Below are 25,091 nucleotides of genomic sequence, written 5' to 3'. Positions count from 1 at the left end.
CAGCTGGACCTCGATGACCACTGGCCCGACACTGACCAGGCCCACGCCGTCGCCGCAGTGGCCCGAGTTCGCCGGAGCGCGCCGGGATCGCCGTTGCTATCCAGCGGTCCTGCATGGCTCCCGCGATCTCGACGCCGAAACGCCCTAGGCGCCAAGCCTCAGGTTCTTCTGGTGGCCATGTCCGTCCAGCTGGACCTCGATGACCACTGGCCCGACACTGACCAGGCCCACGCCGTCGCCGCAGTGGCCCGAGTTCGCCGGAGTGCGCCGAGATCGCCGTTCCTCGTCGAGATCGCTGTAGCTAGACAGCGATCCCGCATGGCTCCCGCGATCTCGACGCCGGAGCGCCCTAGGTGCCCAGCGTCAGGTTCTTCTGGTGGCCATGTCCGTCCAGCTGGACCTCGATGACCACGGGCCCGGCACTGACCAAGGCCACGCCGTCGTCGGCCTGTACAACGGTGCGCCACTGAGAACCAGGCAGCGTGATCCGGACGCTGGCTTGGGTCCAGGATGGGTCGGCCACGGACAGGGTGAGCTGGTTCCCGGCCTGGTGGGCTGCCAGGGTGCACGAGCCGGAGACGGCATAGCCGCCTGCAGTGCCTGCTGCGAAGAAGTTGGCCAGGACGAGTTGGTCCTTGACCAGCTCAACCATATGGACCTCCGACGAATTGGCCAGGACGTTGACATCGGGGTTGGCCGACTGGGAGAACGTAGTGGAATGGCTTGCCGCGGGCAACACCATGTAGGCATAGCCCGATCCGGATGGATCCACACCGTGGCGGTGCGTGACGGTCACATAGTCCCGGGTAACAGGATCGGTTGACCCGCCGGTGTCTGCTCCGGAGTTCACGTCGAACCAGCTCCCCGTTCGGCGGACCACGGCCACTTCAGGCACCCCGGACACTCCCGGCGCATCAAGGAACACGTAGCCGCCGTGCCCCTCGATGTGCACGGACTTCTGGAGCTGTACTGCTGCATCGCCGGGTGCCATGCGACGGTTCCGGGAATCGGTCCGCAACGCAGGCACGGTTCCTGACGCGAACGCCCTGTTCTCCACCGTGGTCTGGACGGCAGCCCCACCCGTGCCGGTGATGCCCGCCCCCAGGCAGACCACCGCGTCATCAAGGAAGAACCAGGACTTCCTGCCGGACAAGGTCTTGTTGTGGTTGAGATGGTCCATGCCGATGACACCCCACCGGGCATCCACGGTGAGCCCACCGGCAAAAGCCTGGAAAGCGCGCGGAATTCCGGTCCCGGCGCCTCCCGCGCCGCTGGCCCGTGCTTGGTCATTGACCGTGGTGCCGGGAAGGGCGTAGGGATCCACCGTCGGCCAGAAATCGGAGCTGAACTGCGAGGGGTCCTGGCGGGTGTAAACGAACGTCATGCCGTCGCCCTGGTACCAGCCAAGGTTGTTCTCGCTGTTGCCCCACTCGTACCTGCCGATGCGCTTGGAGGACAGGTTCACCGTGCAACCCCACTGGGGGCGGTGGTGGACCAGTCGGTCCTGATCGGCGAACATGCGGCTGTACACCGGTGCCGGCGCGGAGACCACGGCGGTATTGGAGAGGACGTCCAGGGACAACAGGGACTTTGCCAGGCTCTGCGTTGGGTGCCCTACGAGTTTCTGGTCTGCGCAGCGTTCCAGCCAGCCCTTGGCCAAGGCCAGGAACCGGGAACGGTACGGCTGCTCGCAGCCCGGCGCCAACAGCAGCACCGCGGAGATCAGGCCGAAGCCGCTGACGTAGTCGGGTTCCCGTTGCCGCGACACGGCACGGCCGCGGACGGTGTCCATGATCCGGCCGTCCCACACGAACGGGGCATAGGTCTGTTCCACTGCCTCAAGGAGTACGGTTCTTTTCGGGTCGCTGACGGCCCACAAGCTCCCGCCCAGCATGGCAATGATCTCTGCGATACCGGCTAACGCCACCACGCCGTAGGTCCCGGCATAAGGCAGGTACGTGTGCTGCACGAAGGAGCCGTCGGTATAGAAGCCGTCGCCGCTGGTCACGTAGGTGAAGACGCTGTTGACTCCACCGCGGACGGTGTCGCTCAGGGCATCACGTCCCAACGCGATTTCATCCGGATTGTTGTCCAGGATGCCGCGCATGCAGCAGGCCAGCGCCTTGTCCACGCGGTTGGCGCCTGTCTCGGCGAAAGATGTAGCACGGCCGCGCCAATTCGGGTTCGGTGCGAACCAGCGGACAGCTGCCAGCAGGGACGTCCGCAGGGCTTCGGGGACCTCGGTATGAAGCAGTGTCAGGATATCCACTGACTTGCGGGGAACACCGATTTCCCAGAACCACCAGTTTCCGGCAGCGCGCATCCCGGGCTTGTACGCGGTGTCATTGAGGAGCTTCAGTCCGGCAACAATGTCAGCGGCCAGTTCCGGGTTCCCGGCGTAGGGATTGCCGGGGACCGCGTAGCCCAACGCCATGTCGTAGAGGCGGTTGAAGTGCAGGCCCATGTTGCTGGTGGCCGCGGTGGACTGTCCTATGCCCGTCAAGGGGATGTCGCTCCACAGAGAGGTCCGGACCGGCGCCTTGTCCATGGACGTCCACCACGTACCGGCGGTGCTGCCCATCCCTTCGAGCTGCCCTGCGAGTTCGGGGACATCCGCGGCGCTCCGGCTCCCGGTAAGGACCAGGCGTCGACGATCTATGAGTTCCTGCAAGCCGGCGTCGCCGGCTGCCATGGACGGCGCTGTCTGGGACAGCAGTGCCCCGGCGAGGGCGGCAGCCCCCGTGGTGCGGAAGAGATTTCGGCGGCTCATGGTGGGTCCAGTGAAGTTCAAAACTGCTCCGTTCAAAACTGTTTCGGGGGTGATGGGAATGCGGCTGCGGTGAAGCTCTCCGCAGCTTTATGTCCGGTTCCCGGGCCCCTCAACAGCAGTGAACGGAGAGTTCACGACTGTTTGGGAAATGACACCGAGTCCCGGATGACTATGTGCGTGCCGACGGTGAGGGTGTTGTCGGAGGAGGCGCCGGCGTCGTGCGGAGACTGGGCCAGCGCCAGCCGCACGGCTTCGCGTCCCAGTTCCTCGAGCGGCACCCGCACAGTTGTCAGGCGGGGACGCAGCTCGCTGGCCACGGGAACGTCGTCGTAGCCAACAACCGAAATGTCCTCCGGGACCCTGATTCCGCGTTCTTCGAGAGCCTCCAGGATTCCGGCGGCGACGAGGTCGTTGGCACCAAAGACGGCGGTGAACCCAAGGTCCTGCTCCAACAGTTCGCGCATCCGGCTGTAGCCGAAGCCGCGGCCAAAGGCTCCTTCGTGGACCAGGGCAGGATCGCGTTCGATACCTCGGGCATCCAGGGCGCGGTAGAAACCGGCCAGCCGGGACGCCGTCGTCGAAAAATCACGGGGGCCACCGACGTAAAGGATCCTCCGGTGTCCCTGCGAGATCAGGTAGTCGGTAATGGCGAAGGCGCCTCCTTCGTTGTCGTAGGTGACCATCTTGGTGGGAACACCAGTGCCCAGGGACGGCCTGCCGCACAGGACCAACGCGGATCCTGCCGCAGCAAGCGCCCGGGCACGGTCGGCCATCTGCTTCCGGTAACGGGGGTCGTCCGACGCTCCGCCCACCACGATCACCGCATCAGTCCGCTGCTCGCGCATGAGGTCCACCAGCGCGAGCTCCCGTTCCTTGTCGCCATGGGTGGCGGTGATCAGGCACAGGCGGCCCTCGGCGCTCGCCTGCCGCTCCACGCCCCGGGCAATGTAAGCGAAGAAAGGGTCGGCGACGTCGTTGATGATGATTCCGACCGTGCGGGTAGTGGCACCGGCCAGGGCACGGGCATGCGCGTTGGCCACGTAGCCGAGGTCCGAGACGGAGCGGAAGATCCGCTCACGCGTGGCTTTGGCCACCGGGTAGTTGCCACTCAGGGCCCTGGAAACGGTGGCCACGGACACGCCTGCCGCCTGCGCGACGTCGGCAATGGTGGCGCCGCTGCCGCCGCGGGCATGGATCGGATCTGTGGGGGAGCTTTTGTCAGTCACTAGGCGATTCTCGCAAGATCCGCCGCCAATACCGGATAAGCCAAGGGCAAGCCCTCGCTCAATCGCCGGACTTCCGTGACGGCGTGGCTGCCCAAACGGTGGATCTCGTTGCCCATTGCCCCCGCGATATGAGGCGTCAGCACCACATTGGGCAGGGTGTGCAGGACCGAGTCGGCAGGAAGCGGTTCCGGATCCGTGACATCCAGATACGCGTCCAGCCGCCCCGACACGAGTTCCGCCGTCAGGGCTGCTGCATCGATCAGCGCGCCGCGTGCGGTGTTGATGACCAGTGTCCCGTCCTTCATGAGGGCAAGTTGCTGCGCACCGATGATGCCGCGCGTTTCAGCGATGTCCGGAGCGTGGATGCTCACCACATCGGCAAGGGCGCAGAGCTGGTCCAGGCCAACAGTTTCAACACCCAGTTCGGCGGCCTCGACGGCGGTGAGGTAGGGGTCGTAGACCAGTACCCGCGCGTCGAGGTTCTTGAGCAGTCCGATCACTTGGCGCCCGACGCGCGAGGCGCCCACCAAGCCGATCGTGACGCCGTTGGTTCCGATGGTGGGAAACCCTGCGGCGTTGCGGGAGGCGCCTGTCATGCGCAGTTGCTCACTGAACCTCCGGGCCCTCTTGAGGCCCATGACGATCGCGGCGAACGTGAACTCGGCCACCGGCACGGCATTGGCCGCGGCCGACGACGACACCTGGATTCCCCGGGTGTACACCTCAGGGGACAGGAAAGTTTTCACGGTGCCTGCCGCGTGGACGATGCAGCGCAACCGGGGCAAGTGGTCCAGTACGAAGGCATCAATGAGAGGGGCGCCCCACCCGGTGATGAGCAGTTCGGCGTCTCCGAGGCGCTCAAGGGTGCCCGGGACGGTGAAATCGGAGACGGGCTCGGGATCCAGCAGTGTGACGATTCCACGGAGCCGGGCAAGGTCCTCGGTGCTGAACAGGGTGGGCAGATTACTGCGGCCCATCACGAACGCAGCCTTGATGGTGCCGGCGTGCTGGAGGTTGGTGGTCACTGCAGGTTTCCGTCCGGTCGTGGTGATGAAAGCATAGAAAGCGCTTGCTATTTGCATGTCAGCGTAGGTGCGTCGAAGAATGGCTGTCAATCCCAGATCCCAATCAATATAAGGATCTTTGTGTGTTATTGACATCACACAATTCTTCTGGGTAGCTTGTTCCCCATAGTAAACGCTTACTATTTCTAGCCGTCGAGCGCTTCCGGGCGCCGGGCCACTCCACATCCGCCGGCTTCGGCGCAGACAGAGGAAATACATGAGCAGCAACAGCCAGACACTCACGCCCCAGGCGACGCCCGACGTCGGCGGGCCGGCGCCGGTGGCGGAAGGCCGCCGTCGGGGCCGCCCACCGGGGGGACCTGCCGCAGGCCGCGGCCGCAAGAAGAGCCTCATGGCCCGGATCCGCCGCGACAAAGTGATGTTGCTGTTGATCGCGCCGGGCTTCCTGTACTTCGTGGTGTTCCACTATGTCCCGCTGGCCGGCAACATCATCGCTTTCCTGGACTACAAGCCTTACCTCGGATTCGTGGACAGTGTTTGGGTGGGCCTGGACAACTTCGCGGCCATGTTCCAGGACGGTGCCTTCTGGGAAGCCCTGCGCAACACCCTGGTGATCACGGGCCTCCAGCTGGCCCTGTTCTTCCCGGTTCCCATCTGCCTGGCACTGCTGCTGAACAGCATCGTGTCCGACAGGATCCGGAAGTTCGTCCAGAGCGTGGTCTACCTGCCGCACTTCATTGGCTGGGTGATCATCGTGGCAGTCTTCTCCGAAGTCCTCGGTGCCACCGGCGCTGTCCCGCACCTGCTGGAGAGCCTGGGCCTTCCGCGCTTCGACGCCATGACCACCCCGGAGTTCTTCCCGTTCCTGGTCACCATCCAATCCATCTGGAAGGACGCCGGATGGGGCACCATCATCTTCCTGGCAGCCCTGATGAACGTGGACCAGGAACTGTACGAGGCCGCCGCAGTGGATGGAGCGAACGCACGCCACCGGCTGTGGCACATCACCCTCCCCGGAATCATGCCGGTGATCATCCTGCTCCTCATCCTCAACCTGGGCAGCATCCTGTCCGTCGGTTTCGAACAGATCGTTCTCCAGCGCGACAACGTGGGTCCCGGTGCCGGAGAAGTCCTGGATACCTATGTGTACTTCCACGGCATCCAGGACGGGCAGTGGGGTCCGGCGGCAGCCGTGGGCCTGGTGAAGGGCATTGTGGGCCTGATCCTGGTGCTCGGTGCCAACAAACTCGCCCATCTCTTTGGACAGGAAGGTGTCTATTCCAATGGCAAATCCAAGTAGCACCCTGGTGGCCGGCCTGGGCCGGCTGAAGCCCAAGGACACACGCCCGGTCTGGATGGAGAAACCCAAGCCCGCCGTCCAGGTTGCCAAGACCATCGCATTGGTCATCATCTGCTTCCTGGCCCTGTACCCGCTGCTGGCCGTCTTGGCTACGAGCCTCTCCAGCCAAAGCGAGATCGCCAACAACAACGGCTTGGTCCTCTTCCCCAAAGAGCCCACGTTCGCTGCCTACCAGACCATCTTTGCCGGGGGAGTGGTGACTGATGCGTTGATCCGTTCACTGCTGATCACCACCGTGGGCACGGCCCTCTCCCTGGTGGTTACGGTGGCCATGGCCTACGGCCTCACGCGGCGTGACCTGGTCGGCGGGCGCTTCTTCCTCATGACCGCCCTGTTCACCATGCTTTTCAGCCCCGGCATCATCCCCAGCTTCCTCATGGTCAAGGAACTCGGACTGCTGGACAGCTACGCGGCGCTGGTCCTGCCCACCTTGATGAGTGCCTTCAACCTGGTGGTGGTCCGGTCCTTCTTCATGAACCTCCCGCAGGAACTGTTCGAGGCCGCGAAGATCGACGGCGCGGGAGACTTCCGCATCCTGGTCCAGATGGTGCTGCCGCTCTCGCGAGGCGTGCTGGCCGTCGTCGGGCTTTTCTACGCGGTGGGCTACTGGAACGCGTTCTTCAACGCCATGCTCTACCTGAACGACGACAAGTGGCCGCTATCCATGATCCTGCGGCAATACGTGTTGCTCGGCCAGCCCATGGGCGACTCCGCAGTAGCCGAGATCGCGGTGCCGTCGCAGGCGATCCAGATGGCCGTCGTCGTGATTTCCCTGATCCCGATCGTGATCGTGTTCCCGTTCCTCCAGCGCTACTTCACCAAGGGCGTCCTCACCGGCGCCATCAAAGGCTAGTCCAACTCTCCATTCTTGAAAGGGAAGACCCATGAACGCAGTACCCTCTGCCGGCCCCAGCCGCCGGAACTTCCTCTCCGTAGCAGGCATCGGTGCGCTGGCTCTCTTCAGCGGCGGGGCCCTGGCAGGCTGCGGACAGCGCACCACCAGTGTTGCCTCGAACGCCAGCGAAGCATTGTTGCCCACGCACATGCCCCTCCAGGCAGCCGCTGCCGACATCCCCGGTACTGCGCAAGGTGTGCCGTCGGCGTTCTACAAGTACCCCGCGCCGTTCCGCAGCGTGCAGACAGCACCGCTGAAGGGAGGCAAGATCACGGCCATCACCAACTTGTTCGGCACGGCCCCGAACGCGCGGGCGGACAACCCTGCGTGGCAGGCCATCGAAGCCCGTCTGGGCGGGCAGGTGGACATCACCTCGGTCTCCTCGGACGACTACGCCACCAAGTTCAACACCATCATCGCGGGCGGCGAGCTTCCGGACCTCATGCTCAACGACGGCGCCGCCGTGCCCAACATCGTGGAGTTCCTGCAGGCCAAATGTGCGGACCTGACACCGTTGCTGGGCGGCGACAAGATCAAGGACTACCCCAACCTGGCCGCCATCCCGGAGGTGTTCTGGAAGCAGACCGTCCAGGCCGGCAAGCTGTACTCGCTGCCCATTCCGCGCAACCTCACCGGCGGATCCGGCTTCGTGAACCAGACGCTGTTGGAGAACGTCGGCGTCAAGTCCACTGAAGACATCAAGGACAAGGACGACTTCTACCGGGTGGCCAAGGAACTCACCAACCCCTCCAAGAACCAGTGGGCGTTGGGCAGCACCAAGTTTGGGCTCACCATGCTGCACCACATGTTCCGCACACCGAACGTCTGGAAGAACGACGGCGGCAAACTCACCAGGGCGTTCGAGACGGACGAATACATGGCCGCGATCGAGTTCGCAGCCAAACTCTACAAAGACGGCTTGTACGTTCCCGGCTCCGAAGGTTGGACGAAGTCGCAGATGGTCAACTCCTTCATCTCCGGCAAGGTGGCCATGATCTACGACGGACTCCCGGCCTACATCGGACCCACCGGTTACGGCCGCAGCGTTCCCGCAGCCAACAAGGCCAACAAAGCCGTCCCGTTCATCCCTGTGGGCCACAACGGTGGCAAGGCGCAGACCTGGCTGGACAACATCACGTTCGGCACCGTGATGCTCAAGAAAGCCGACGAAACCAAGCTCAAGGAAGTCCTGGCCGTGGCCAACTTCCTGGCGGCTCCGTTCGGCAGCGAGGAGTACCTGCTGCTCAACTACGGCGCAGAAGGGGCCGACTACACCTTGGACGCCAGCGGTAATCCCGTGGTGACCGATCGCGCCCTGCTGGACAACGCCGTGCCGTGGAAGTACCTGGCCGCACCGCAGCAAGTGGTGTACGACCCCAGCAACAAGGACATTGTGGACAACATGCATAATGCCTACTCGAAGCTCATCCCGTTGGGTGTCGAAGATCCCTGTGGCACGCTGTTCAGCCCGACGAACGCCAGCAAGGGCGCCAAGCTGGGCCAACCCGTCTCCGACGCCGCCACAGCAGTCATTGCCGGACGTGGCACCATGGACGCACTCAAGACTGCCGTGGCGGACTGGAAGAAGAATGGTGGCGACACCATCCGCGGCGAATACGAATCAGCGCTGGCCAAGTAGGCGGCCCGCCCCGGTCCGCTAAACCGGCCTGCACAACCCGGCCTGCACAACCCGGCCAGCACAACCCGGCCAGCACAACCCGGCCTGCACAACCCAAGGAACCCTGTGACACAGCTCCCGCCAGTAACCCAGCCCTGGCTTCCCCATCCTGATCCCGTCCTGTCCCCGCTCACGGGCTGGACCCGTGGCCATTGGGAAGCCACAGCCGACCATTGGCTCGGACACATCCGTGCCTACTCCAGCCCGCTCAAGGCCAGCCCACGCCTTCCGGGCCCGGTGACGCGCGACGGCGAGCGCCGGGAAGGCATGGAGACCATCGGACGGAGCATGCTGATGGCCGCGCCGCGGATCGCCGGGGCCCGTGGCCGGGACAGCTTGGAGTTGGCGGCTTGGTACCGGGAGGCGCTGCTGGCCGGTACCGATCCTGAGGGGGCAGAACGTTGGCCGTTGGGTGTCACGTGCAAGTCACCCTTGCTGGGCGTGACCAACTCGATCGTGGAAGCGGCGAACATCGCTTTCTCGCTCCACATCGCCAGGGAGTGGCTGTGGGAACCGTTGGATGCCGATGAAAAGAAGCAGGTTGCCGGCTGGTTGCGGCACCATGCCCGGCTCGAGGTGTGGGGTAACAACTGGCAGCTCTTTCCGGCAATGGCGGAGGGTTTTCTGCGTTCGGTGGGGGAGGACGTGTCGGGCTGCACGGGTGCGCGGAATGTGGCCCGGGTGGAGTCCTGGTATCTGGGCGATGGGTGGTACACCGACGGGCCGGAGCACGCCATCGACTACTACAACGCGTGGGCCATCCACCCTTATTTGTGGGCTTGGTACAAGATGACCGGCCGTGAGGATACCCCCGAGGGTCGCCGTCATCTGGAGCGTCTGCGCGAATTCGTGGGTACGCAGAGCCTGATGTTCGCCAGTGATGGGGCAGTGCTGCACGTCGGGCGATCTTTGGCGTACCGCACGGCCGTTCTGGCCGCCTTGTGGTGTGCCGAGATCTCTGGCGTGAACCCGTTGACGCCGGGTGCCACGCGTCGACTGGCGTCCGGGGTCCTGGCGAACTTCACCGCGAAGGGCGTTGGTGTTGATGGGCCGCCGAACCTGGGCTGGTATGACGAACATCTGGGCTCCTGCCAGGCGTACAGCGGGTTCGGTTCACCGTATCTGGCAGGCATCGGCTTCCTGGGGTTGGCGCTGCCGCCGGAGCACAGGGTGTGGCAGGACGTGGAAGAGCCGCAGCCCACAGATGGCCCGGCCGCTGTTCGGGCGTTGCCTGATGCGGGTTGGACTGTGATCAGCGATGGCGGCTTGGTCCGTCTCACCAACCACGGCAGCGACCATTGCGGCCTGCCCGTGGGCGGCGGCACGGACCCCGATGATCCGCACTACGCCAAGTTCTCCTATTCCACCCATACAGCGCCGGGTACAGGAGTTGCGTGGGAGGACAACGTGGATGGTCACCTTGCGTTGTTGGGGTCCGACGGCGTGGCGAGCCGGCGCTGTGCCCTGCGCGCCACCCGCACGGACGGACTCGTCAGCGGATCCGTCCACATCCCTCAGCTGCACGGAAAGACCCTGCCCGGCACGGCAGTCATCACGGTGTCGGTGGCCGACGGCATTCACGAGCTGCGTTGCCACCTGGTCCGTGGGCCGGTGGAGTATTCCGTCAGGGAAGGCGGCCATGCTGTTGCCGGCGCCACGCCGGTGGACGTTGGAACGACGGACAACACCGCGTGGGCCGGCAACGGTGATGTCTACGTCGCTGTGACGGCGGTGCACGGCTGGGTAGAGCCGCGGACCACGCGGTATACGGATGCCAACGCCATGGGCAAGCACTCAGCAGTCCCCAGCCTTGGCGCGGAGCGCAACAGTGAGGAAACGGTCCACGTTGCCCTCCACACGCTGACCCGGGAACCGGCTCCTTCGCCGGAAGCGCTCCAGGCGGCTGCCGCCGTCGTGGTTTCAGGTACGGAAGTGTCCGTGACGTGGGCCAGCGGCACTTCGCAGACTTTTGACTTGCGGACGTTTGTTCCGTGGGACGGGCAGGTGGGAAAGTAATGGAACTCAAATACGGGGCGTCGCGGGAAAAACCCCGCGAGGATGCTGCGATGCAGCGGTTCCGCGGCCATCGCGTGGGGCAGTTCATTCACTGGGGTCTTTACGCCCTGCCGGCTGGTCGGTGGGAAGGCAAAGACGTGGAGTTCGCCGCTGAGTTCCTGCCCCGCGTGGCGAAGATTCCGCAACAACGCTGGGAGGCGCTCGCGAACGATTTCACCCTGGCGGATTTCGACGCCGACCGGTGGGCGGACACGGCAGTGGCGATGGGCGCCCGCTACATGACCATCACCACCAAACACCACGATGGTTTCTGCCTGTGGCCGAGCGCGCACACGGACTTCCACATGGGGAACACGCCCTCCGGCCGCGATGTCCTGGGTGAGCTGGTGGCCGCCTATGAGGCCCGGGGGATTGACGTCAACTTCTACTACTCGGTGCTGGATTGGCGGCACCCGGACTGGCGCTTCACGCTGGAGAACGACGCCGACAACCTGGCTTTCGCCCGCTACCTCGACTTCGCGATGAAACAGTTGGAAGAACTGGCCGAACGCTATCCGAGCGTGAAGGGCTTCTGGTTCGACGGCACGTGGGACGAATCCGTGAAGGCCAACGGGTGGTGGACCTGGGAGGTGGAACGGATGTTGAAAGAACGTCTTCCCGGCGTGGTGGTCAACAGCCGCTTGCGGGCGGACGACCTTGGAGCCAGACACGTGGACTCCAACGGCCACCTCATGGGCGACTACGAAAGCGGCTACGAGCGCCGGCTTCCCGAGCCCTGGGACACCAGCGTTGCCACCCGTGACTGGGAAGCCTGCATGACCATTCCGCAGGCGAGCTGGGGATACCACCAAGGCCCGTGGGCGCAGTCGACGCTCAAGCATCCCTGGGATGTGGTGGACATGATCGCCCACTGCACATCCCTGGGTGGTAACTTCCTGCTGAACTTCGGCCCCCGCGGCGACGGTTCCATGGCCCCTGCCGAGGTGGAGATCGCCCGCAGGGTGGGGGAGTGGCTCGCGGTCAACGGTGAAGCGATCTACGGGTGCGGGTACGCCGAGGGCTGGGACTATCCGGGGTGGGGGTACTTCACCCGGGACAGCAGCAGCGGACAAGTGTTTGCTGTGGTCACGCGCCTGCCGGCGTCGGGGCGGGTGCGCCTGCAGCTCCCTGCGGGCCTGGAGCTCACGGGGCTCCGGACACCCGGGACCGGTGCGCACCCGTACAACAGGCTGGCAGATTCCGTATTCGAGGTGGAACTGCGGGCTGGCTCAGAGGCTGGTCCCGCCGTTCTTGCCCTGGAAACTGGACTCCTTGCCGGGCCTGCTTCCGAAAAGGAGCCCAATCCGGACGTGCTCGACTAGCTAAGCTCCGGCCGCTGCCACCCGGGCCTTCTTCCTCAGCACGGAATTCTTCCTGGTGGTCCGCAGCATGTCGATGGTCAGGAGGACCAAAGCAAGCCAGACAACGCAGAAGCCGATCCAGCGGGCCGTCGTCATTGTTTCGTGGAACACCAGCAGCGCCACAACAAACTGGAGGATCGGCGCGAAGTATTGGAGGAGGCCGATAGTGGTCATCGGGAGGCGACGGGCAGAGGCACCGAAGAAGAGCAGCGGAACAGCGGTGATCACGCCGGAAGCCACCAGCAACCAGAAATGTCCGGCGCCCATCGTCGTGAGGGTTTCAGCCCCCGTGACACCCAGGACCACCATGGTGATGGCAGCAAAGGGAGCCAGCACCACGGTCTCAACGCTCAGGCTCGTCAAGGCATCCACCTTGGGACCAACGCGCTTCTTCACGAAACCGTACAAGCCAAAGCTGAACGCCAGAATCAGGGCGATCCAGGGGAGTTGCCCGTACGAGAAAGTCAGGACTCCCACCGCGACGAATCCAATGCCCACGGCCGTCCACTGCAAGGGGCGCAGCTTCTCCTTGAGGACGAAAACACCCAGGAGGACCGAGACCAGCGGGTTGATGAAGTAGCCCAGGGAGGTCTCAACAGCATGCCCGGTAGTGACGCCGAACGTGTAGGTGAGCCAGTTGATGGCGATCAGGCCGGCGGCGAGCGCGAGCGGCCCGAAGACGGTACGGTCCTTCAACGCTGCACCGAAAACCCGCCAGGCCCGCGTGATGGTGATCAGGAGGGCGCAAAAGATCAGGGACCAGACAATCCGGTTGGCCACGATTTCGATCGCCCCGGCAGGCATGAGGATAAAGAAGTAGAGGGGAAGCAGGCCCCACAGGCCGTAAGCGCCGATGCCAAACAGGATTCCCGCCGTCGACTCGCTCCTCACAGGCTTGGCTGAACCGCCGGTTCCTGCTCCACCGCCCTTGGCCGCCGCCGTCGGGGGCTGGTTTGAAGGGGAGCCTGAGATGATCTGTTCCGGAGTCGACACATTGTCGCCAACACCGGGTACTGCTGCAATATTCCGCAATTTTTATGAATCTCTGTGACTCCTGCCATATAAGCGGCCGGGTGTAGGGTCGACACCTAGAATTGAAGTCTGCGCGCCCCCAACAGCGGCGTGGCTCACTGCTTCGGAAGGGCTCACGGTGTCCAACTCAGCCGCAACCATCCCCAATCGTCCCCTTCGCGTTGCCATTGTCGGCGCAGGCCCCGCAGGGGTTTACGCCGCGGATATCCTGACCAAGTCCAACGAGGTCAAGGACGGGCATGTTGAAGTGAGCATCGACCTCTTCGAGGCGTATCCCGCGCCCTACGGACTGATCCGCTACGGTGTGGCGCCGGACCATCCCCGCATCAAAGGAATCGTCAACGCCCTCCACAAAGTGCTGGACCGTGGCGACATCCGCTTCCTGGGCAACGTCACGTACGGCCGCGACCTTACTTTGCACGATTTCCGCTCCTTCTACGACGCCGTGATCTTCTCCACCGGCGCCATCAAGGACGCGGACCTGAACATTCCCGGCATCGACCTGGAAGGGTCCTTCGGCGGCGCCGACTTCGTCTCCTGGTACGACGGCCACCCGGACGTGCCCCGGGAATGGCCGCTGGATGCCAAGGAAATTGCCGTGATCGGCAATGGCAACGTTGCACTGGACGTAGCACGGATGTTGGTCAAGCACCCTGAAGAGCTGTTGGTCACCGAGATCGCGGACAACGTGTTCGCCGGGCTCAAGAATTCGCCCGTCACCGATGTCCACGTGTTCGGGCGCCGCGGCCCCGCCCAAGTGAAGTTCACGCCGCTGGAGTTGCGCGAGCTCTCGCACTGCAAGGACGTGGACATCGTGCTGTACCCGGAGGACTTCGAGTTCGACGAAGCCTCGGATGAGGCGATCCGCAGCAACAACCAGATCAAGATCATGGTTAACACCATGACCAACTGGCTGGTGGAGGAGCACGCCGAATCCGAGCAGCCGTCCTCCCGCCGCCTGCACCTGCACTTCCTGCACAGCCCCGTGGAGATCCTTGACTCGCCGGAGACGCCCGGCAGGGTGGCCGGCATCAAGTTCGAACGGATGGAGCTGGACGGCACAGGGAACGTCAAGGGCACCGGGGAATTCGTGGAGTACCCCGTCCAGGCCGTGTACCGCGCTATCGGCTACCACGGCTCGCCGCTGGATGAACTTGAGTACGACGCCCGCCGCGGCGTCATCCCGAACGACGGCGGCCGCGTCCTGGACGCCGACGGCAAGCCCGTGCCGGGAATCTACGCCACCGGCTGGATCAAGCGCGGACCCGTGGGGTTGATCGGCCACACCAAGGGTGACGCCCTGGAAACCATCGGCTTCCTCCTGGAAGACCGGCTCAACCTGCCGCCGGCCGAAAACCCGGACCCGCAAGCCATCATCGACCTCCTGGAAGAGCGCGGGGTGGAGTACACCACTTGGGAGGGCTGGAACCGGCTTGACGCCCACGAGGCCGCACTTGGTGCTGCCTGGTCAGCATCCGACGAGAATCCGGACGGTGTGGTTCGCGAGCGCATCAAGGTTGTGCCGCGTGAGGAAATGATCCGGATCTCCCGCGGCTGACCCTTGGAGTTTTTGTACACCTAATGCCCCTATTGGGACGCTTGAGGGTCATCAGCTGTACAAAAACTCCATCTGGCGAATTAGACTCTCTCGTACTGTGCTGCCCACCGCGCGCGGCCCAACGCACAGAATGTCAGGGAGTTCGATGAGGAATCCAGTCCACCCGCCGGTTCCAGGCAGCGATGCCGCGGAGCTGCTGCAGAAGCGTGCCCTGGCCGGCCATGAACGCCTCGAATCCCTGCGCATTGGCGTGCCGGAAGATATCGTCGGGCTGCGCCGGCTGGTCCGGGAATCCTGGCAGCGTTCAGCGAGCCTCCAGGCCAACCCCGACGTCGCCGAGGCCCCCTTGGCGATGAACCGCGATGAGCTGGAGGAGTACCGCCGGCAGCACCCTTTGGCCACCATCATGCCCGTGATCAGGAAACTGCTGGTTCAGCCCAGCCATGACAGCGGACTTCTCGTGGCTGTGGGTGACGACGTCGGGCGGCTCTTGTGGGTGGACGGCGATCCCGTGATGCAGCGGCGGGCCGAAGGCATGATGTTCGTGGCCGGCGCCGACTGGTCCGAAGCCTCCGTTGGCACCAGCGCACCCGGCACGGCACTCGCCCTCGACCGGAGCATCCAGATCTCCGGAGCCGAACATTTCAAGCGCTCCGTCCATCCCTGGAGCTGTACCGCGGTTCCCTTCCACGATCCCGATTCCGGTGCAGTGCTGGGCGTTGTGGACATTACGGGGACAGAAACGGCCGTGGCGCCGCACACCCTGTCCCTGGTGGAGGCGACGGTCGCAGCAGCCCAGGCGCAGCTGCGGATTGAGCGGCTGCAGCTCGCAGCCGCCGTTCGCGACAAACCACGACGCCGGAGCGCGGCCGCCGCTTCAAGCCCCGCTTTGTACCGCAACAGCCTGCAGTTGCTGGGGCGTGACAATGCCCTGCTCAGCATCGCCGGCCGGACGGTCTCCTTGTCCGCACGTCACAGCGAGATCCTGGCCATCCTGGGCAACCATCCGGATGGACTGAGCGCCGATGACCTCTGCGCCCTGCTGTACCCGGGCGACGGTTCTTCCGTGACGCTCCGGGCGGAGATGGTGCGGCTCCGGAAAGTCATCCAGGAGATCAGCCCGGACGCGGTTCCCGAATCCCGCCCCTACAGGCTGCCGGTCGAGTTGCTTCCGGACTCCGGACAGGTCCTCAATTGCCTGCAGCGCGGCGCCCACCGCATTGCCCTGGAAATCTACAAAGGTGCGCTTTTGCCGCGTTCGGAGGCACCCGGCGTCGTGCAGTTGCGGGAGCGGGTGTCCCACCTGCTGCGGGAGGCACTGCTCAGCGACGGCAGCGTCGATTCGCTCCTCAAGTATGCGGAACTGCCCGAGGCGAAGTACGACGTCGACCTCCGCCTCGCCGTGCTGAAGCTGCTGCCGCCGCGCTCACCGAAGCGGGCGGCCGTGGTCGCCGATCTTGAGCGGATCGACGTCGAGTTGAAAGCGTGAGCTGAGTCACACTGTTGCAACGTAGCTGCAACCCCCTGGCTCCTAGGCTCGGATCAATGGCGACAGCCACCGTGATTCGCAGCAAAGGAGCTAGCAATGACTGTTTATGCACAGCCGGGTGCCGAGGGTTCGAAGGTCACCTTCAAGGACCGCTACGAGAACTGGATCGGCGGCGAATGGGTTGCCCCGGTCAAGGGCGCCTACTTTGAGAACATCACCCCCGTGACGGGCAAGGCCTTCTGCGAAGTTGCCCGGGGGACGTCGGAGGACATCGAACTGGCGCTGGACGCAGCGCACAAGGTTGCACCGTCCTGGGGGAAGACCTCCGCCACCGAACGCGCAGCCATCCTGAACAAGATCGCCGACCGCATTGACGAGAACGTGGAGCTCCTGGCTGTTGCCGAGACCTGGGACAACGGCAAGCCCGTCCGCGAGACCTTGAACGCCGACATCCCGCTGGCAGCTGACCACTTCCGCTACTTCGCCTCCGCCGTCCGCGCCCAGGAAGGCCACCTCTCCCAGCTCGACGAGGACACCACGGCGTACCACTTCAAGGAGCCGTTGGGCGTTGTCGGCCAGATCATCCCGTGGAACTTCCCCATCCTCATGGCCGTGTGGAAGCTGGCCCCGGCGCTCGCAGCCGGCAACGCCGTGGTCCTGAAGCCGGCTGAGCAGACGCCGACGTCGATCCTGGTTTTGATGGAGCTCATCGGTGACCTGCTTCCGGCCGGCGTAGTAAACGTGGTCAATGGATTCGGTGTGGAAGCAGGCAAACCGCTGGCGTCCAGCCCCCGCATCCGCAAGATCGCCTTCACCGGCGAGACCACCACCGGCCGGCTGATCAGCCAGTATGCGTCCAACAACCTCATTCCGGTCACGCTGGAACTTGGCGGCAAGAGCCCGAACATCTTCTTCGACGACGTCGCCGCCCAGAACGATGCCTACTACGACAAAGCGCAGGAAGGGTTCACGCTCTTCGCCTTCAACCAGGGCGAAGTCTGCACCTGCCCGTCCCGCGCACTCGTTCAGGAAGGTATCTACGACTCCTTCATGACCGACGTCGTGGCCCGGACCAACAAGATCATCCAGGGCAACCCCTTGGACACCGACACCCAGATCGGCGCCCAGGCCTCCAACGACCAGTTGGAGAAGATCCTCTCCTACATCGACATCGGAAAGCAGGAGGGCGCCAAGGTCCTCACCGGCGGGGCCCGGGCAGAGCTGTCAGGCGACCTGGCCGGCGGCTACTACGTCCAGCCCACCATCTTCGAAGGCCACAACCGGATGCGGATCTTCCAGGAGGAAATCTTCGGCCCGGTGGTGTCCGTGACCAAGTTCAGCGACTACAACGACGCCATCGGCATCGCCAACGACACCCTCTATGGTCTTGGTGCCGGCGTCTGGTCGCGCAACGGAAATGTCGCCTACCGCGCGGGCCGGGAAATCCAGGCCGGCCGTGTGTGGGTCAACAACTACCACGCCTACCCGGCAGGTGCCGCTTTCGGTGGCTACAAGTCCTCAGGTATTGGCCGTGAAAACCACGCCATGATGCTGGACCACTACCAGCAGACCAAGAACCTCCTGGTCAGCTACAACGAGAACAAGCTCGGCTTCTTCTAAGAGTTTTTGTACAGCAGATGCCCTTATGGAGCGGACTTAGGGGCATCAGCTGTACAAAAACTCCCATCATTCGTACAGATCAAAGGAGATCGTCAATGACCACCACTATGCAAGCAGCAGTAGTCACTGAATTCGGAACCGACCTGAAGGTCATGGAGGTCGAACGCCCGACGCCGGGTCCCGGCCAGGCGCTGGTCCGCCTCATTACGTCGGGGGTATGTCATACCGACCTGCACGCCGCCGAAGGCGACTGGCCCGTCAAGCCGACACCACCGTTTATTCCCGGGCACGAGGGTGTCGGCGAAGTGGTAGCCCTCGGCGAAGGGGTCACGGACGTGGCGGTCGGCGACCTCGTGGGCAATGCCTGGCTGTGGTCGGCCTGCGGAGACTGCCAGTACTGCCGGACGGGGTGGGAAACCCTGTGCGAGTCGCAACAGAACGGCGGCTACAGTGTGGATGGCTCGTTCGGTGAATACATGCTGGTGGACACCCGCTTCGCTGCCCGCATCCCGGCAGGCTCGGATCCGGTGGAGGTTGCACCCGTGCTCTGCGCCGGCGTCACGGTGTACAAGGGCTTGAAGATGACCGAGGCCAGGCCGGGGCAGTGGGTCACCATCTCCGGCATTGGCGGCCTGGGGCACATCGCCGTCCAGTACGCAGTGGCAATGGGTCTGCGGGTGGCAGCGGTGGACATTGCCGACGACAAACTGGCGCTCGCCAAGGAGCATGGTGCCGAGTTGACGGTCAATGCACTGCATGAGGACCCGGCTGAGGTCATCCAGCGTGAAACGGGCGGCTGCCATGGCGTGCTGGTCACAGCCGTGCACCCTTCGGCGTTCGGACAAGCCATTGGCATGGCCCGGCGCGGTGGAACGATCGTCTTCAACGGCCTTCCGCCCGGAGATTTCCCGGCGCCGATCTTCGAGATTGTCCTCAAGGGCCTCACGGTCAGGGGATCGATCGTGGGCACCAGGCAGGACCTCGAGGAAGCGCTGGAGTTCTATGCCCAGGGGAAGATCAAGCCAACGGTGTCCACCCGGGAGCTCTCGGAAGTCAACGCAGTCTTCGACGAGATGAAGCACGCCAAGATCGACGGCCGAGTGGTTCTGAAGTTCTGATGAACGCCAACATGTCCCAGGACATCCTGGAAGCTTCGGTGACGCTGCCCGGGGAGGACTTCTCCCGGGTGGCGCTCACCGGAGCATCCGTGGAGCTGCTCCTCAAACTCTGGGAGCAGCACGGCCCTTTGATGTTCCACCAATCGGGCGGCTGCTGCGACGGCTCGGCTCCCATGTGCTACCCGGCGGGGGAGTTCTTGACAGGTGACTCCGACGTTCTCCTTGGGCGGTTCGACCTCGGGCCCGATGGAAATGCCAAACCACTGGAGTTCTGGATGTCCAAGGAGCAATTCAATTACTGGTCCCACACCCACCTCACCGTGGATGTGGTTCCGGGCCGAGGCAGTGGGTTCTCCGTTGAGTCTCCCGAGGGGAAGCGATTCCTGATCCGATCAACGCTCATGGACTGGGACGTGCCAAGCATTTAGGGTGGATGGCTGGTGTGATGAGGGTTACGGGCCTTCATCACACCAGTCACACCTGTCACGCGAATTCGGCAGGCGTCTCACTATCTGGGATAAATATGGCCGTCCATTGGTCGGACACTATTCTTGATGAGTCCTATACCACCCCCATCCAGAATGTGGCATTTTTATGAACATTTTCAGGACCAAGTCGATTGAGCAGTCGATCGCCGATTCCGACGAGCCTGGTCGCAAGCTCAAGCGCAGCCTGAGCACGTGGGACCTCATGATCATGGGCGTCGCCGTCGCTGTCGGCGCCGGTATCTTCTCGGTGGGCGCGAAGGCTGCCGCCAACTTTGCCGGCCCCGCCGTCACCATTTCCTTTGCCATCGCAGCAGTCACCTGCGCGTTGGCCATCATGTGCTACGCGGAGTTCGCGACCGCAATTCCCGTTGCCGGTTCCGCCTACGTCTTCACGTACGCCACCATGGGCGAAGTCCTTGCCTGGATCATCGGCTGGAACCTCATCCTCGAACTTTTTACCGCCGCGGCAGTGATCGCCAAGTACTGGGGCATCTACCTCAGTACGGTGTTTGGCTTGATGGGCGTGGAGATGCCGCCCTCGATCAGTGTGTTTGGCGTTGACCTTTACTGGGGCGCCTTCCTCATCGTCGCGATCTTCACCGTGCTGCTGGTGCTGGGGACAAAGTTGTCCGCCCGCGTTGGCAACGTCTTCACGATGATCAAGATCGCTGTAGTGCTGTTCGTGATCGTAGTGGGCTTCAGCTACGTGAAGTTCTCCAACTACACACCGTTTGTTCCGGCCTCCGAACCGACTGCCGGAATGGGCGCGGCCGATGTCATGAAGCAGTCCTTCTTTGGCTTCCTGACCGGTGCTGCTCCGGCCCAGTACGGAACGCTTGGCATCTTCGCAGGCGCTGCCTTGGTCTTCTTCGCCTTCATCGGCTTCGACGTGGTGGCCACCTCCGCCGAGGAGGTCAAGAACCCGCAGAAGACCCTGCCCCGGGGCATCTTCGGCGGCCTGGCGCTGGTGACATTGCTCTACATCCTGGTCTCCCTCGCCCTCACGGGAATGGTTTCCTACACGCAGCTGGCCGAAGTCAAGAACCCCACCTTGACCACGGCTTTCGAAGCTGTGGGCAACACTGACGCCGCCAAGGTCATCGCTTTCGGTTCCCTCGTAGGCCTCACCACCGTCATCATGGTGCTCCTCATGGGCTTGTCCCGCGTGGTGCTTGCCATGAGCCGAGACGGTCTGCTGCCCCGCTCCCTTTCCAAGACCAGCGAGAAGCGCTCCACCCCGGCCCGCCTGCAGATCATCTGCGGTGCCGCCGTGGCGATCGTGGCAGGTGTGACCAAGGTGGACCTCCTGGAGGAAATGATCAACATCGGAACGCTGTCCGCGTTCGTGATGGTCTCCCTGGGCATCCTTGTGCTCCGCAAGAAGCGCCCCGACCTCAAACCGGCGTTCCGCGTTCCGTTCGGCAAGGTCCTGCCCTGGGTCTCCGCCGTACTGTGCGTCTACCTCATGACCAACCTGGCCGTGGAAACCTGGATCTTCTTCGCGATCTGGCTGGTGATCGGCATGGTGATCTACTTCTCCTACGGCCAGCGTCACTCGCGGCTCAACGAGAAGTTCGCAGCCGCCAAAGCCGCTGTCGCAGGCGGCGGCAAGACCACCGGCGACGAGGACGAAGACACCTTCACCAAGGTCTGACCCATCGCTGCTGCTTGTCAGACAGCTGCTTTGTCATAACTCAAGGGGAACGCCCGGGAACCGCTGGTTTCCGGGCGTTTTCTGTTTCCGGGAACGCACCCGTCCAGAGGGCCCTTCACTGGGCGCCAGCCTTGGGACCCTAGCCCTCACAGCGCTGGCCCCAACGCCACCAGCCCTCACGGCGCCGCGTACTCACTGACCCACTCCACCAGGGGCCTCAGCGTCTCCCAGCGGGAGGCAATCTCATCCTTGGCCGCTGCGGTGGACAACCACGCCGGCTGCCCGACTTCCACTCCGGCCGACAGGGACTTGTGCTTTAGCAGCTCCGCCCGCGGATGGTCCTTGTCAAAGCCGCGGGGAACGGTCTTGAGTTTTTCCCCTTCAATCGCAAAACCAGCAGCGGAGACGGCGTCGGTGATCTGTTGCAGCGCCAGGCCACTGTCCGGCGCGTCGACTGCGGCCCGGTAGCGTGCCAACTGGGCGGGCGTGTGGGAGTGGTAGCCCCCACCGATCAGGAGACCGTCGGCGCTGATCTGCACGTAATAGCCAACGCCCTCCCGTGTGGCTGCGAAGGCTCCCTGGGCCGTTTTATAGGGTGACTTGTCCTGGGAGAACCTGATGTCCCGGTTGGGGCGGAAGATCTTTGCCGGCCCGAACCTCGGCTCCAATTCCGCGAGGAGAGCCGTCAGCGGTTCCCTGACCTCGGCGTCGTATGTCGCTTTATGCTCCAGCCACCACTCGCGGTTGTTGTTCTCTTCAAGGTCCTCGTAGAAGCGGAAAGCGGCTGCCTGAATGCCTTCAAATGTGTTCATACAGGGATCCTATGGAGCGGCATGAGGGCGCAGCCATAGCTGGAGGCTGCTATGTGGAAACAAGGGCTATGTGGAAAACAAAAAGAACACCCCGCCGCGGAGTGGAACCGCGGCGGGGTGTTCTTGGAAGTGCTTGGAGCAAAGACGCTTAGAGCTTGTTGGCTGCTTCGGCGTCGGACTCGGTCTGGCCTGCGCCCAGGTTGGCACGGAGCTTGGCGCCGAGGTCGGCGTCAACGTTCGTCCAGTACTGGATGGCGCGTTCCTTGATGTCGGCGTTCTTCACGCCGCCAACAGCACCGGTGATGGTGTCCAGGAGGCGGGCCTTGGCGGCGTCATCGTAGACCTCGCGGTACAGGGTACCGGCCTGGCCGAAGTCGTCATCCTCAGCGTGCAGGGTGTGGGCGGAGAGGGTGAGCTCGCCGTCGTTCTCCCAGCCACCGGCGGGGGAGGTCGGCTCGACAGCAGCCGGGCCACCAACGGAGTTCGGTGCGTAAACCGGGGTGGACGGAGCGTTGAACAGGTAACGTCCCTGGCCATCCTGGCTGTAGTTGTTGACCTGGTTCTTGGGCTGGTTCACCGGGATCTGCGCGTGGTTGGTGCCAACGCGGTAGCGGTGTGCATCGGCGTAGGAGAAGATGCGGGCCTGCAGCATCTTGTCCGGGGAAGCAGCGATGCCCGGCACGAAGTTCGACGGCGCGAAGGTGGCCTGCTCGATCTGCGCGAAGTAGTTCTCCGGGTTCTTGTTCAGCTCCATGGTGCCCACGTGGATCAGCGGGTAGTCGGAGTGCGGCCACACCTTGGTGAGGTCGAACGGGTTGAAGCGGTACGTCTTGGCATCCTCGTACGGCATGACCTGAACGTGGAGTTCCCACGACGGGAAGTTGCCGGCCTCGATGTTCTCGGAGAGGTCGCGGATGTAGAAGTCTGCATCCGAACCGGCCAGCTCTTCAGCCTGGTCACCAGTGATGGTCTTGACGCCCTGGTTGGACTTGAAGTGGTACTTGACCCAGAAACGCTCGCCGGCGGCGTTGATCCACTGGTAGGTGTGCGAACCGTAACCCTGCATTTCACGCCAGGAAGCCGGCAGGCCACGGTCGCCCATGAGCCAGGTGACCTGGTGTGCGGACTCGGGGGAGAGGGTCCAGAAGTCCCACTGCATGTCAGCGTCACGCAGGTGGGTACCCGGGAGGCGCTTCTGGGAGTGGATGAAGTCCGGGAACTTGATGCCGTCGCGGATGAAGAAGACGGGGGTGTTGTTGCCCACGAGGTCGTAGTTGCCCTCGGAGGTGTAGAACTTCACGGCGAAACCGCGGGGATCGCGCCACGTGTCGGGAGAACCGTTCTCGCCTGCAACGGAGGAGAAACGGATCAGCATGTCCGTCTCGACACCCGGCTGCAGGAAAGCAGCCTTGGTGTAGGCAGAAACGTCAGAGGTGGTCTTGAAGGTACCGAAAGCTCCGCCGCCCTTGGCGTGCACTACGCGCTCCGGGACCCGCTCGCGGTTGAACTGGGCGAGCTTTTCCACCAGGTAGTGGTCGGTCAGGATGATGGCACCGTCAGCGCCGACGGACTTCGAGTGCGCGTCGGACGTAACGGGGGCACCTGACTGGGTCGTTGAAATGGCAGTCATTGTTCTCCTTTTTCCTATTTCTGAGTTACTGAAGTATTTACGGGAAGCTGTTGTTTGGCCTGGCAATCCTGGCAGATGCCTTGGTAAAGGACGTCTGCGATCTGGATTGTCATGGGCTTGGAATTTTCGTTCCAGTGCGGTGTGAGGCACGGTGCGTGGCCCACTGCGCAATCCACGTCCTCCACCTTGCCGCAGCTGATGCAGACGGCGTGGTGGTGGTTGTCGCCTACCCGGGTTTCGTAGAGCGCCGGGGAGTGCGGGGGTTCAAAGCGGCGCAGCATCTGCAAATCCGTAAGGTCGCTGAGCACTACATAAACGGACTGCGCCGTCAGTTCAGGCAGTTCCTGGCGGGCAGCGGCAAGGATGCCTTCTGCCGGGGAGTGCGGATGGTGCTGGACTGCGGCCAGCACTGCCAGCCGCTGTTTGGTCACACGCCTGCCGTGGGCATGCAGGGCCGCGGCCCATGCTTGCTGCTCAGCAGTGTGATCTGTCATGCATTCATTCAAACACTTATTTTGATAAGTTCACAATAAGGCAAGGCTAACTTCCGGTGAACGAAACAATTCCACTACCGGGTTGAGTTCTTCCGCGGCCGAGCGGCCGAGCGCATGCACCCGCAATGGCGTTCCCGGGGTCAGCGACTCCACGGCCAAGCAACTGAACCCGCTGACGCCACCGGACAGCGGCAGCGCGCCCAGCGATGCACCGATCGCCAAAAGGTCAGCAGGCAGGAAGTCCCGAACTGAGGCCACGCCGCTCACGGGCTCCATGACGGTATGGCGCTCACCCGCAGGAATCGTCCGTACCAGCACTGCGGGGTCCGGAACAGGTTCGACGGCGGCCCTGGCCGCGTCTGCGGACGCCACGATCGCGTCGGGCAGCTCCCGGCGTAGGGACTCACGGATCGCCTCGTCGGTCGCCTCCAGTTCGGACTCGGGGAGGGCCACCCGACGGTGCGCCGGCAGCGAGAGCTGAAGTCCCGGCGTCGTGGTTTCGCCAGCCCAGCGTCCAAAAAGATGGAACGTCGGAGTTGACGATTCAGCCACCGGTTCACCCAGCCCGGCTCCCAGCGGATGCCACTGATGGGCGAACATGACGGCGCAGTGCTCGACGCCCAGGACCTTCGCCAAGGCGGCGCGTGCCAGATGGTGGCAAAAAAGCCAGTCTGTTGCGGACGGGAGCGCGAAATCCGTGGACGGATCAGACAACCTGACCACTACGTGCGCGGCTGTGAGGGGATGACGTGGCCGGGCGATCTCCCAAAAGCCCGAACGGTACAACAGTCGTCGTGACATGACCATGTCAACTCCTTCCCCGGGG

The 25,091-nt window shown here is 63.7% G+C and carries 19 protein-coding genes; 11 read left to right on the top strand and 8 right to left on the bottom strand.

Going from position 1 to position 25,091, the window contains the following annotated elements:
* Positions 1–349: 349 nt before the first annotated feature.
* The 3 genes from PV760_RS01405 to PV760_RS01395 all read right to left on the bottom strand — a co-directional run bounded on the left by PV760_RS01405 (position 350) and on the right by PV760_RS01395 (position 5,021).
* The gene (locus PV760_RS01405; protein WP_354626964.1) at positions 350–2,770 is read right to left on the bottom strand and encodes a polysaccharide lyase 8 family protein; all 2,421 of its coding nucleotides are present in this window, start codon (positions 2,768–2,770) and stop codon (positions 350–352) included.
* A gap of 131 nt (positions 2,771–2,901) precedes the next feature.
* Positions 2,902–3,996: a LacI family DNA-binding transcriptional regulator gene (locus tag PV760_RS01400; protein WP_354626963.1), complete on the bottom strand. Its 1,095-nt coding sequence runs from the start codon at positions 3,994–3,996 to the stop codon at positions 2,902–2,904.
* Entirely contained in the window at positions 3,996–5,021 is a 1,026-nt protein-coding gene (locus tag PV760_RS01395) for a hydroxyacid dehydrogenase (protein WP_354626962.1), read from the bottom strand. The genes PV760_RS01400 and PV760_RS01395 overlap by 1 nt, the downstream gene beginning before the upstream one ends.
* A 256-nt stretch (positions 5,022–5,277) precedes the next feature.
* On the opposite strand from PV760_RS01395, the gene PV760_RS01390 reads away from it, so the two are divergent.
* The 5 genes from PV760_RS01390 to PV760_RS01370 all read left to right on the top strand — a co-directional run bounded on the left by PV760_RS01390 (position 5,278) and on the right by PV760_RS01370 (position 12,331).
* Complete coding sequence (locus PV760_RS01390; RefSeq protein ID WP_018776804.1) at positions 5,278–6,321, top strand: ABC transporter permease; 1,044 nt, start codon at positions 5,278–5,280, stop codon at positions 6,319–6,321.
* Complete coding sequence (locus PV760_RS01385; RefSeq protein ID WP_354626960.1) at positions 6,305–7,234, top strand: carbohydrate ABC transporter permease; 930 nt, start codon at positions 6,305–6,307, stop codon at positions 7,232–7,234. Before PV760_RS01390 ends, PV760_RS01385 begins: the two co-directional genes overlap by 17 nt.
* A gap of 31 nt (positions 7,235–7,265) precedes the next feature.
* Positions 7,266–8,915 carry an extracellular solute-binding protein gene (locus PV760_RS01380; protein ID WP_354626959.1) on the top strand — a complete coding sequence of 550 codons (1,650 nt, stop codon included), beginning with the start codon at positions 7,266–7,268 and terminating at the stop codon, positions 8,913–8,915.
* Positions 8,916–9,020: 105 nt separating this feature from the next.
* Positions 9,021–10,970, top strand: coding sequence for a DUF2264 domain-containing protein (locus tag PV760_RS01375; RefSeq protein ID WP_354626958.1), 1,950 nt, complete (start codon positions 9,021–9,023; stop codon positions 10,968–10,970).
* Positions 10,970–12,331, top strand: coding sequence for an alpha-L-fucosidase (locus tag PV760_RS01370; protein ID WP_354626957.1), 1,362 nt, complete (start codon positions 10,970–10,972; stop codon positions 12,329–12,331). Before PV760_RS01375 ends, PV760_RS01370 begins: the two co-directional genes overlap by 1 nt.
* Here the strand turns inward: PV760_RS01370 and rarD are convergent, their stop codons facing one another.
* Positions 12,332–13,402 (bottom strand): EamA family transporter RarD, encoded by a 1,071-nt coding sequence (rarD, locus tag PV760_RS01365; protein ID WP_018776799.1) that lies wholly within the window; start codon positions 13,400–13,402, stop codon positions 12,332–12,334. It abuts the gene before it with no gap.
* 118 nt (positions 13,403–13,520) lie between these two features.
* Between rarD and PV760_RS01360 the strand changes: the two genes are divergently transcribed.
* From PV760_RS01360 to PV760_RS01335, 6 genes are all read left to right on the top strand, one after another.
* Complete coding sequence (locus tag PV760_RS01360) at positions 13,521–14,960, top strand: FAD-dependent oxidoreductase (RefSeq protein ID WP_064721539.1); 1,440 nt, start codon at positions 13,521–13,523, stop codon at positions 14,958–14,960.
* A gap of 145 nt (positions 14,961–15,105) precedes the next feature.
* A complete protein-coding gene (locus PV760_RS01355) occupies positions 15,106–16,449 on the top strand; it encodes a helix-turn-helix domain-containing protein (RefSeq protein WP_354626956.1) in 1,344 nt (447 codons plus the stop codon).
* Positions 16,450–16,545: 96 nt separating this feature from the next.
* Complete coding sequence (gene exaC, locus PV760_RS01350) at positions 16,546–18,069, top strand: acetaldehyde dehydrogenase ExaC (RefSeq protein WP_354626955.1); 1,524 nt, start codon at positions 16,546–16,548, stop codon at positions 18,067–18,069.
* Positions 18,070–18,164: 95 nt separating this feature from the next.
* A complete protein-coding gene (gene adhP, locus PV760_RS01345) occupies positions 18,165–19,187 on the top strand; it encodes an alcohol dehydrogenase AdhP (RefSeq protein ID WP_179128300.1) in 1,023 nt (340 codons plus the stop codon).
* Between the two features lie 11 nt (positions 19,188–19,198).
* Positions 19,199–19,615 (top strand): DUF779 domain-containing protein, encoded by a 417-nt coding sequence (locus PV760_RS01340; RefSeq protein WP_026267023.1) that lies wholly within the window; start codon positions 19,199–19,201, stop codon positions 19,613–19,615.
* Positions 19,616–19,781: 166 nt separating this feature from the next.
* Positions 19,782–21,329 (top strand): amino acid permease, encoded by a 1,548-nt coding sequence (locus PV760_RS01335; RefSeq protein WP_354626954.1) that lies wholly within the window; start codon positions 19,782–19,784, stop codon positions 21,327–21,329.
* Positions 21,330–21,505: 176 nt separating this feature from the next.
* On the opposite strand, the gene PV760_RS01330 is transcribed toward PV760_RS01335, so the two are convergent.
* The 4 genes from PV760_RS01330 to PV760_RS01315 form a co-directional block, all read right to left on the bottom strand.
* Positions 21,506–22,141: a DUF2461 domain-containing protein gene (locus PV760_RS01330; RefSeq protein ID WP_018776792.1), complete on the bottom strand. Its 636-nt coding sequence runs from the start codon at positions 22,139–22,141 to the stop codon at positions 21,506–21,508.
* Between the two features lie 148 nt (positions 22,142–22,289).
* On the bottom strand, positions 22,290–23,771 hold the full coding sequence (locus PV760_RS01325) for a catalase (protein WP_018776791.1): 1,482 nt from the start codon (positions 23,769–23,771) through the stop codon (positions 22,290–22,292).
* A 14-nt stretch (positions 23,772–23,785) separates the two neighbouring features.
* On the bottom strand, positions 23,786–24,265 hold the full coding sequence (locus PV760_RS01320) for a Fur family transcriptional regulator (RefSeq protein ID WP_018776790.1): 480 nt from the start codon (positions 24,263–24,265) through the stop codon (positions 23,786–23,788).
* Between the two features lie 30 nt (positions 24,266–24,295).
* Complete coding sequence (locus tag PV760_RS01315) at positions 24,296–25,066, bottom strand: hypothetical protein (protein ID WP_227453542.1); 771 nt, start codon at positions 25,064–25,066, stop codon at positions 24,296–24,298.
* Positions 25,067–25,091: the final 25 nt, after the last annotated feature.

It is taken from the genome of Paenarthrobacter sp. CC6, from assembly GCF_040560085.1.
Classification (GTDB): Bacteria; Actinomycetota; Actinomycetes; order Actinomycetales; family Micrococcaceae; genus Arthrobacter; species Arthrobacter nicotinovorans.
Note: the sequence above shows the minus strand (reverse complement) of the source record. Positions and strands in the feature narration are given on the sequence as shown.